Origin of the sequence: Frigoribacterium endophyticum, from assembly GCF_011759585.1 — a bacterium.
GTDB lineage: Bacteria > Actinomycetota > Actinomycetes > Actinomycetales > Microbacteriaceae > Frigoribacterium > Frigoribacterium endophyticum.
Map to the genome: position 1 here is coordinate 173,522 of NZ_JAAOYV010000002.1, position 9,894 is coordinate 183,415.

The window sequence follows — 9,894 nt, forward strand, 5'->3', positions numbered from 1 at the left end:
GTCGCCGGACCGTCTGGACGGGCGACGCTGGTGCGGTGCGAGAGGACGTCGTGGGGCGGACGAGATCACGCCCGGGGATGCCGACACGACCGTGGGCCTGCGCGCACCGACCCTCCACGATACAGGGGGCCCTCGGCGGGCGTCAACGCGCGGGTAGCATCGGCGGCGTGACCATCCTGATCGACGAGGCCATCTGGCCTGCCCACGACACCCTCTGGGCGCACCTGGTCAGCGACGAGTCGTACGCCGAGCTGCACGCCTTCGCCGCGGCCCACGACGTGCCCCGCCGGGGCTTCGACCACGACCACTACGACGTGCCCGAGTCGCGGCTCGCCGACCTCGTCGCGGCCGGCGCGGTGCCCGTCTCGGGCCTCGAGCTCGCCCGCCGCCTCGAGCGCAGCGGCCTGCGCGTCTCGCAGCGGGTCAAGCGCGGGCTGCCGGCCCGCCCTCGCCCCTAGCGCCGCGGGGCGGCGGTGCCGGGTCGACGATCGCCCGACCGGCCGTCGCGCCTCACCAGGAGGCGGCGTGCCCGAGGAAGCTCGCCACGACCGCGCCCGAGGCGAGGTCGACGACGGTGGTCGTCACCTCGGCCGGCGTCGGGTCGATCGTGTAGGTGTAGTCGGTCGGGCTCGTCGCCGTGGCGGTCTCGACCGCGAGGAACTGCCCGTTCGGCGACACGGAGAAGCCCTCGATCTCGCTGGAGCCGCTCGGCGGGCGGAAGACGACCCGCGCCTCCTGCTCGTCGTCCAGCACGATGAGGCTGCTGAAGCTCGTGCCGCCGTCGGTCGGCAGCGCCACCTGCTGCACGTACTCCGTCGCGCCGACGGCGACGAGCTCGCCGCGGAACGGCGTCTGCCCCTCCACCGCCGAGAACGGGATGGGGGTCTGCTCCCCCGTCGACAGGTCGACCCGGAAGGCCTGCAGCGCCGTCGCCGCGACGATGCCCCGCCCGTCGAGCGAGACCCCCTGCAGCGCGACGAAGGTGCCGAGGGGCCGGGGAGGCGCGGCCCCGCTGAGGTCGAAGAGGGTCACCTGCTCGTCGGTCGCCTGGGCCACCACGCTGTCGAGCCCGGGGACGAACTGCCAGTCGAGCACCGTGAGGGGCTCCCCCGCGATCGACGTCACGGGGGCGACGGCCCGCTGGCCCTGCAGCGGGAGCGTGTAGAGGGTCTCCTGCTCGGAGCCCTCGGGCTGCCACGAGAACGCCAGCGTCGTGGTCGCCCGGTCGGCGCCGAGCTGCGTGACGAGACCGGGGCCCTCGGGCAGGGGCAGGGTCTCGGCGGCGACCCCGTCGAGCGAGACGAGGCTGAGGGTCGACTGCTCGCCGTCGTCGGTGAGCACGGCCACCGCGCTGTCGAAGACCTCGTACGCCTGGATCCGCGGCGCGCTCCAGACCGTGCGCCGCTCGGCGCCGCCCTTCAGGTCGGCCTGCTCGAGGGAGTCCTCCGCGCCGTCACGGCCGTGCACGATGCGCCAGGTGACGGCCTGCTCGGTGCTGAACCGCGCCTCCAGGTCGGAGGTCTGCCGCTGGTAGATGCTCGACACCCCCGACACGCTGACCCGGTAGTCGGTGTCGTAGCGCAGCCGGTCGGTGAACTGCACCGAGACCACGTCGCCCGAGGTCTGCACGGTGAAGGGCGCCGCCGGGCTGACGACGACCTGGTCGGGGTCGACGTGGGCGAGGGCCTGGTTCGAGAACAACCGCAGCTGCTGGCCCGACCGCTCGACGACAGCGCTCGCGTCGACCTGCACGTCGGTGAGCTTCGGCCCCTGCAGGTGGGTGAGCACGCCGAAGAGCCCGCAGACGACGGCGAGCACGGCGACGACCGCGACGAAGCGGCGACGCTGACGGAGGCGCAGGTCGGCCTCGTCGAGCGGCTCGCCGTCGCGCCCGCCCTCCGCCGACCACCGGTCAGTAGAGGTAGGGGTCACTCGGCTGGCCGACCTTCTCGAGGCTGTCGGGGACGAGCGCGACCGGGTCGGTCGACGCGCTGCTCTGGTTGGCCCGGAAACCGCCGGAGACGTCGACCCACTCGTCGGGCTGGAGCTGGCTCTGCCAGTCGTCGAGCTGCACGGGCACGCCGACGGGCTGGGCGTCGACGGCGCAGCAGGTCACGACGAAGCGCGAGACGTAGAAGGTGTCGGGGTCGTCGCCGGCCGGCACCACGAAGCCGACGACGTCGGCGGTCTTGCCCTCGAAGAACGCGAGGTCGCTCGTCTGGCGCAGCAGCCCGGCCCAGTCGAGCACGCTGAACGACTTGTACGCGTCGGCGTCGCCCGCCTCGGCGTCGGCCACCGTGGTGCCGTTCAGCGAGGCCGTCGACGAGTTCACGTCGCGCTGCCCGGCCGTCGCGCTGGTCAGCGTCGCGGGCGGGAGCACGACGAGCGCGACGGCGATGCCGACCGTGACGAGCGCGCCGACGGTGACGGCGGCGCCGCGGAGGCCGGCCCGGCCCCGCCGGCGACGACGCGGCCTGCGGGGGCCGGCGGGCGCCTGACCGGGGGCCTCGTGCTCGTGGTCGTGGTCGTCGCGGGCGGGCACGAGGGCGAGCACGCCGAGCGAGAGCACCATGCCGATCGCGATCATGATCACCGTGAAGACGACGTAGCGCGGGTGGATGTAGAGGATCAGCTGACCGGTCGCGGCGAGCCAGAGGGTCGAGACGCCCACGACGAGCGTGAGCAGCACCCCCTGCCACCGATCTGCGAGCGTGCTAAGCAAAGAAGTTCACCACCAGTCCGATCGCGGCGCTGGTCAGCGCCACCACGAGGGTCAGCTGCGCGAGCACCTTCGGCCGGTACGTCGTGCGCAGCAGGGCGAGCATCTTGACGTCGATGATCGGCCCGAAGACGAGGAAGGCGGCGATGCCGCCGGGCATGAAGGTCGTCGCGAAGGGCAGCACGAAGAACGCGTCGACGTTCGAGCAGAGCGAGATGACGAACGCGAGCACCATCATCGCGAGCACCGACCAGACCGGGTTGCTGCCGAGCGTCACGAGCACCGAGCGCGGCACGGCCGTCTGGATGCCGCCGGCGATCGCGGCGCCGATGAACAGCGCGGGCATCATCGTCGACATCTCGCGGCGGAACAGCTCGACGCTCTCGCGGAGGCGCCCGCCGCCGTGGGCGTGATCGGTGGGCAGGGCGCACTCCGCCGCGAACGACTTCGTCAGCAGGCTCTCGGGGTCGGGGTGGCGGCTGTAGAGCCAGCCGATCAGGTTCGCGATCAGGAACCCGCCGAGGAGGCGGGCGACCAGGATCCCGTCGCTCCAGCCGAACGCCTGGTGCGTCGTGATGATCGTGATCGGGTTGAGGATCGGCGCGGCCAGGAGGAACGTCATCGACTCGGAGACCGTGAAGCCCTTGAGCACCAGGCCACGGGCCAGCGGCACGTTGCCGCACTCGCAGACCGGCAGGAACATGCCGAGGAAGGAGATGACCGCGCGGCGCAGCAGCGGCTGGCGCGGCAGCCACGACGTGAAGAAGGCCTGCGGCAGCCACACCTGCACGATGATCGACAGCACGATGCCGAGCAGCACGAAGGGCATCGACTCGACGATGACGCTGATCGTCAGGGTGACGAAGTCCTGCGCGACGTCGGGCAGCAGGCCGGGGCCGAGGGCGGGCGACGCCAGGCGCACCACGAGCAGCAGGAGCGCCACCACGCCGCCGACGACGAGCAGGGGCGTGCGGGAGGCGCGGCGCGGGCCTCGCCCGGGGCCCCGACCGGGCGAGACGACGCCGTGGTCGTGGTGGTCGTGCGACGGGTCGCGGTGCAGCAGGGGCGCGCTCACCGCTCGCCCTCGCCGCGGTCGGCGGGCGGCGCGAAGCGCGACCAGTCGTCGCGCGCGGGGTCGGCAGCGCGACGGGAGCGTCGGGGGGCGTCGGGTGCGGGCGTAGCCTCGGGCTCGACGGCGGGCCGCGCGGGGGCGTCGTCGGCGTCGACGGGCGCGACGGCGGCCGGCCGGAAGGACGCGTGGTCGACGGGGCCGGAGCGGGGCGCGCGCGACGGTGCGGACGCCCGGGCCGGTGCACCGGTCGCGTCCGCGTCGGCCTCGGCGTCCGACGACGTCGGCGCGGCGGGCACGACGACGGCCTGGGGCCGGGCGTCGGCCTCGGGGTCGGCCCCCGCCGGGTCGTCGCCCTCGCGACGCGCCCAGAGCCAGGCCAGGACGGCGCCCACCACGAGCAGGGCCGTGTCGACGACGCCCGCCGCCAGCGGGATGGTCGTGACGTAGAGGACGAGGTTGGCCCAGGTGCCGCCGCTCCGGGAGAGCAGCACGCCCGGCACGACGCCGACGACGGCGAGGGCCAGGGTGCCCGCGGCGCCGGCCACGAGGGCCCGACGCAGCACGGTGGCGAGGGGGGCGGCCGTCTCGAGCGGCCGCACCACCAGCAGCACGACGAACGCCACGACGTAGAAGGGGAACGGGTAGAAGACGAAGCTGCCGAGGAACTGGCCGACCGGCGTCGCCGCGAACCCGCTCGGGAAGGCCGTGACGCTGAACCCGACGGCGGCCCCGACCATGGCGAGCAGGCCGAGCGCGAAACGGGCCAGCAGCACGACGCCGACGGCCGTGGCGGCGGCGACCAGACGGTCGCGCCCCGAGGTGCCGCGCAGCGAGACGACGGCAGCCCGGACGGTCGACCCTGGGGTCGGCTGTCCGGGCTGCGTCGAGGTCACGCAGTCACCCTAGACGAGTCACAGTTCGTCGGAGCTGACGCCCACGCCCAGGATGAACGGACTGGAGTCGCCCTCGGTCGAGCCGCCCTCGGTCGTCTCAGCGGCCGCGGGGGCGACCGGTGCGGAGGTCGTGCCCGAGCTCGAGGCACGGCGTGAGCGGCTGCGGCCCTGGCCGGGCTGCTTGGGCTCGGGCAGCGCCCCGAGGACGGAGTCGAGCAGCTGCTCGGCGTCGTCACGGCTGATCTTGCGGGGCTCGCGACGGGTCGTGGTGACCGGGATGTCGAGGATCGCCACGCTGGCCTCGGGGGTCGTCACGGTGACGCGCGACCGGCGGGACTCCGTGCTGCGCTCCGCCCGGGCGGTCGCGGGCTCGGCCTCGGCGGCCGGAGCCGTCGGGGCCTGGACGGGCTCGGCCTGCTCCGGCGCCGCGGGGGCGGTCGTCGGCACGGTCACGACGGCGGCCTCGGCCGCCGGTGCGTCGGCCTGGTCGGCCTCGGCGCGGCCCCGGCCCGTCTCGGTCGAGCTGTCGTCGGTCGACGCACCCTCGGTCGAGTCGGCGTCACGACCGCCGCGCGAGCGACGGCTCTTGCGGGCGCCACGGCCCCGGCGGGGCTCGTCGCCCTGCTGCTCGCCCGGCGCCTCGGCCGAGCCGCCGACCGACGCCGCGGCGGCGTCGATGGCCGCCTCGACGGCGGCGGCGGCCTCGACGGCGGAGTCGGTGCTCCGGTCGCCGTCCTCGGCGTGCGCGATGGTCGAGGCCGCGATGCGCGACAGGGCGTTCTTGACGTCCTCGGTGATCGCGTGGGTGCCCGTGGTGGGGTGCGCGGCCGACGCGGGCTGCTGGCCCCCGCGACCGGCGCCCGCGGCGCCGGACTGGCCCGCGCCTCCGGACTTGGCGGCCGCGCCGCCGCGGCGACGCTGCTCCTGGCCCTGGCCGTTCTGGCCGCCCTGGCCGCCCTGGCCGTTCTGGCCGCGACGCGGCTGCTGCTCCTGCACGCGGGCGGCGCTGCCGGCCTCGGCGAACGACTCGGCGAGCCCCAGGCCCAGCTTCTTGCGGGTCATCTGGACGAGGCCGAGCGAGGTGACCTCGGCGACCTGGTGCTTGGTGCGGTCGCGGCTGAGGCACTCGACGAGGCGACGCAGCACGAGGTCGCGGTTCGACTCGAGCACCATGTCGATGAAGTCGACGACGATGATGCCGCCGATGTCGCGGAGGCGCAGCTGACGGACGATCTCCTCCGCGGCCTCGAGGTTGTTCTTCGTCACGGTCTCCTCGAGGTTGCCGCCGGAGCCGACGAACTTGCCCGTGTTGACGTCGACGACCGTCATGGCCTCGGTGCGGTCGATGACGAGCGAGCCGCCCGAGGGCAGCCAGACCTTGCGGTCGAGCGCCTTCTCGATCTGCTCGTTGAGGCGGTACTCGTCGAACGCGTCGCGCTCGCCCTCGTAGCGCACGATGCGGTCGATGAGGTCGGGGGCGACGGCCGAGAGGTACGACTGCAGCGTCTCGTAGGCGTCCTCGCCGTCGACGACCATCTCGTGGAAGTCCTCGTTGAAGACGTCGCGCACGATCTTGATCAGCAGGTCGGGCTCGGAGTGCAGCTGGGCCGGGGCGGCGCCCGTCTCGACCTTGGCGCTGATGTCGGCCCACTGGTTCGTCAGGCGCTTGATGTCGAGGGTCAGCTGCTCCTCCGTGGCGCCCTCGGCCGCGGTGCGGACGATGACCCCGGCGTTCTCGGGCAGCGCCTCCTTCAGGATCTTCTTCAGGCGCGCGCGCTCGGTGTCGGGCAGCTTGCGGCTGATGCCGTTCATCGAGCCGTTGGGCACGTAGACCAGGTAGCGGCCGGGCAGCGAGATCTGGCTCGTCAGGCGGGCGCCCTTGTGGCCCACGGGGTCTTTCGTGACCTGCACGAGGACGCGGTCGCCGGGCTTGAGCGCCAGCTCGATGCGACGGGGCTGGTTGCCGTTCGACAGGCTGTCCCAGTCGACCTCGCCGGAGTAGAGCACGGCGTTGCGGCCGCGCCCGATGTCGACGAAGGCGGCCTCCATGCTCGGCAGCACGTTCTGCACGCGACCGAGGTAGACGTTGCCGATCAGCGAGACGTTCTGCGCCTTGGCGACGTAGTGCTCGGCGAGCGTGCCGTCCTCCATGACGCCGATCTCGATGCGGTCGCCCGACGAGCGGACGACCATCTTGCGGTCGACGCTCTCGCGGCGCGCGAGGAACTCGGCCTCGGTGATGACGGTGCGGCGGCGGCCGGCGTCACGGCCGTCGCGACGGCGCTGCTTCTTCGCCTCGAGGCGGGTCGAGCCCTTGATGCGCTGCGGCTCGGTGATCAGCTCGACCTGGCGCTGCGGGCGCTCGCGCGGGCCGCGCTCGCCCTGGCGGGCCTCGGAGTCGCGCTCCTCGCGGTCCTGCGAGCGGCCGCGCGAGCGGCGGCGCGAGGCGGGGCGCTGGGGCTCGTCGTCCCAGCCGCCGTCGTCGTAGCCCTCGTCGTCACGCTCGTCGAGGTCGTCGCGCTGGTCGCGGTGGTCGTCGCGGTCGTCACGTCGACGGCCGGGGCGGGCGGGGAGGGGCGTGATGACCGGGGCGTGGAAGATCAGGCTCGTCGTCGTCAGGTGCGCCGGGATGGGCGACGCGGACGGGTCGACCGCCGACTCGGTGCTCGTCGCGGGCGCCTCGGCAGCGGGCTCGCCGTCGGCGAGGTCGGCCTGCACGGCCTCGACGTCGACCGCGGGGGCGCCGGCGGTCGCGGGGGCCTGACCGGCCTCGGGCGCGGCCTGGGCCTGCGTGGCGGTCTCGTCGGCGGGGGTGCTCGGGGCCTGGCCCGCGGAGTCGGTGTCGTGGGTCACGGTCTGTGCCTCCTGGGCGTCGTCGATGGGGTCGGTCGGAGAAGAGGGGCGCTGTGCCCCGGTGGCGCGCGCCGCGGGCGGTGCCGCCTGGCGGGCGAGCAGGGCCCCGAACAGGCCCCGCTTCTTCTTCGGTCGACCGTCGGTCGTGTCGTCGTTGTTGTCCAGCACTGCTGGTGTGCTCCTCGCCCTGCCGAGGACGTGCCGTCGGCAGGTGGTCTCGTGTCGTGGCCGAGCGGTGCCGTGCACCTGCCCCCGGACCACCGTGCCCTCTCACGGCACGCCATGTCGGTCACGCGGCGTTCGGTCACGAGGTGGGCCGGACCGTCTCTGCGGTCGTCGTCACCACCGTGTCGTTCGTCGACGTGCGGTTCTTCGTTGCTGTCGGAACTGGCCATCCGACCTGGAGCGCCTGCGCCCCGTGCCCGGCTTCACCTGCACCCGCGCGACGCCCCTCGGGGCCGGTGCCACGCGGGCCAGCACGGCCCGGAAAGTCATGATCTCGGGGCTCTCACCCCTCGACTGGGTCGATTATCGCACGCATCGCAGCCGACCACGATCCGACGGGTGCGATGATCGGGGGGTGACGCTCACCGACACCGCCCCGAGCACGACGCCCGTCGGCCCCTCCCCGGGCCTGCCCCGGGGCCGCACCCCGGTGGTCGCCGCGGTGCTGCTGATCGTGGTCGGGCTCGTGGGGCTGCTGGGCTCGTTCGCCCTGACCGTCGACAAGTTCCGCCTGCTCGAGAACCCGACGGAGTCGCTCGGCTGCGACGTGAACCCGTTCGTCGGCTGCTCCCCCGTCATCAACAGCTGGCAGGCGTCGCTCTTCGGGTTCCCGAACCCGATCATCGGCCTGGTCGGCTTCGCGGCCCCGGTCGCCGTGGGCCTCGGGCTCCTCGCCGGCGCCCGCTTCGCCCGGTGGTTCTGGGTCGCGTTCGCCTCGGGCGTGTCGCTGGCCTGGGTCTTCATCACGTGGCTCTTCACCCAGACGGTCTTCGTCATCGGCGCCCTGTGCCCCTGGTGCATGCTCGTGTGGTCGGTCACCATCCCGCTCTTCTGGGTCTTCCTGACCTGGGGCACGGCGCGCGGGGTCCTCGTGCGGCCCGGCCGGCTGCAGCGGGCCGCGGCGGCGTTCCTGCCGTACTCGTGGGTGCTGCCCGTGCTCAACTACATCGTCGTCGCGACGGTCATCGTGGTGCAGTTCCCGCTGCTGCTGCCGACGCTCCTCGGCTGACGGCACCGCTCCTCCCCCGCCCGCACCGCGCCTTCCCGCAGCCTCGGTCCCAGGTTGTTCTTGGCCGGCGGCGCGACGCTGGCCGAGAGCGCCCGTCGGCGCCCCCCGACCCAGCGAGGACCGATGACCCCACCAGCCGTGCCCGGAGACACCAAGCGAGAGCGCCGCGAGGCCGCCCGCGAGAAGGCCCGCGTCGCCCGTGAGGCGGCCGCGAAGCGCCGCCGCCGCAAGAAGTGGGCACTGCAGGGCGGACTCGTGCTCGGCGTGCTCGCCGTCGCCGCCGTCGTCGTGCTGGTCGTCACGCGGTCGATGGCCCCGGGCGGCCCCGGGCCGCTGAACATGGCGAGCGACGGCATCGTGCTCTCGGGCGACGGCACCACGGTCTCGGCGACGACGACCGACGCGGTGCCCGCCGACGGCGAGCCGACGGCCTCGGCGGCCGGCACGGCCGAGAAGCCGAGCATCGTCGTCTACCTCGACTACATGTGCCCGTACTGCGGCCAGTTCGACACGGCCAACGCGGAGCAGCTGCAGACCTGGGTGAGCCAGGGGTCGGTCGACCTCGAGATCCACCCCCTGGGGTTCCTCGACAACGCCTCGCTCGGCACGAAGTACTCGACCCGCTCGGCGAACGCCCTGGCCTGCGTGGCGAACTACCAGCCCGACGCGGCCCTCGACGTCAACACGGCCCTGTTCGCGCAGCAGCCGGAGGAGAACACCAGCGGGCTGACGAACGACGAGCTGGTCAGCCTGGTGCAGGGCGCGGGCGCCGACGACGAGCAGATCCCCGGGTGCGTCACGGGGGGCGAGTTCGACGACTGGGTGGCCTCGGCCACGGAGCGGGCGCTGAACGACCCGCTGCCCAACAGCGACCTCGAGAAGGTCACGGGCACCCCGACCGTGCTGGTCAACGGCCAGCAGTACCAGGGCTCGCTCACCGACCCGACGGTCTTCGCCCAGTTCGTCGCGGAGGTCGCGGGCGGAGCCCCCACCTCAGACACGAGCACCGGCACCGCCCCCGAGTCGTCCGCCACCCCCGCCCCCTAGGTCCGCCGGAGCAGAGCGCACCCCGGGGTCACGTCGCGACCCCGGGGTGCCCCAGCCAGTCAGCCGCAGGGGCGGC

8 protein-coding genes are annotated in these 9,894 nt (G+C 73.8%); 3 read left to right on the forward strand and 5 right to left on the reverse strand.

Going from position 1 to position 9,894, the window contains the following annotated elements; genetic code table 11:
* The first annotated feature begins 167 nt into the window (after positions 1–167).
* Positions 168–458, forward strand: a complete 291-nt coding sequence (locus tag FHR77_RS08180) for a DUF4031 domain-containing protein (protein ID WP_056056430.1) — start codon at positions 168–170, stop codon at positions 456–458.
* Between the two features lie 52 nt (positions 459–510).
* Here FHR77_RS08180 and FHR77_RS08185 read toward each other — a convergent pair whose 3' ends face one another.
* From FHR77_RS08185 to FHR77_RS08205, 5 genes are read right to left on the reverse strand one after another with little or no spacing between them, the layout of a single operon-like run.
* Complete coding sequence (locus tag FHR77_RS08185; protein WP_167259649.1) at positions 511–1,932, reverse strand: hypothetical protein; 1,422 nt, start codon at positions 1,930–1,932, stop codon at positions 511–513.
* Positions 1,913–2,689: a TIGR03943 family putative permease subunit gene (locus FHR77_RS08190; RefSeq protein WP_341777284.1), complete on the reverse strand. Its 777-nt coding sequence runs from the start codon at positions 2,687–2,689 to the stop codon at positions 1,913–1,915. Before FHR77_RS08190 ends, FHR77_RS08185 begins: the two co-directional genes overlap by 20 nt.
* 25 nt (positions 2,690–2,714) lie before the next feature.
* The gene (locus tag FHR77_RS08195) at positions 2,715–3,794 is read right to left on the reverse strand and encodes a permease (protein ID WP_341777285.1); all 1,080 of its coding nucleotides are present in this window, start codon (positions 3,792–3,794) and stop codon (positions 2,715–2,717) included.
* A complete protein-coding gene (locus FHR77_RS08200) occupies positions 3,791–4,684 on the reverse strand; it encodes a serine/threonine-protein kinase (protein ID WP_167259651.1) in 894 nt (297 codons plus the stop codon). The genes FHR77_RS08195 and FHR77_RS08200 overlap by 4 nt, the downstream gene beginning before the upstream one ends.
* 18 nt (positions 4,685–4,702) lie before the next feature.
* Complete coding sequence (locus FHR77_RS08205; RefSeq protein ID WP_167259652.1) at positions 4,703–7,705, reverse strand: Rne/Rng family ribonuclease; 3,003 nt, start codon at positions 7,703–7,705, stop codon at positions 4,703–4,705.
* A 412-nt stretch (positions 7,706–8,117) separates the two neighbouring features.
* Here FHR77_RS08205 and FHR77_RS08210 point away from each other — a divergent pair, with 412 nt between their 5' ends.
* Both FHR77_RS08210 and FHR77_RS08215 read left to right on the forward strand, forming a co-directional pair.
* Positions 8,118–8,771 carry a vitamin K epoxide reductase family protein gene (locus FHR77_RS08210; protein WP_341777286.1) on the forward strand — a complete coding sequence of 218 codons (654 nt, stop codon included), beginning with the start codon at positions 8,118–8,120 and terminating at the stop codon, positions 8,769–8,771.
* A gap of 123 nt (positions 8,772–8,894) precedes the next feature.
* Positions 8,895–9,818 carry a DsbA family protein gene (locus FHR77_RS08215; RefSeq protein ID WP_167259653.1) on the forward strand — a complete coding sequence of 308 codons (924 nt, stop codon included), beginning with the start codon at positions 8,895–8,897 and terminating at the stop codon, positions 9,816–9,818.
* Positions 9,819–9,894: the final 76 nt, after the last annotated feature.

Excerpts from the sequence above, each read along its gene's own strand:
- FHR77_RS08215 (WP_167259653.1), top strand. The coding sequence starts at position 8,895 with ATGACCCCACCAGCCGTGCCCGGAGACACCAAGCGAGAGCGCCGCGAG.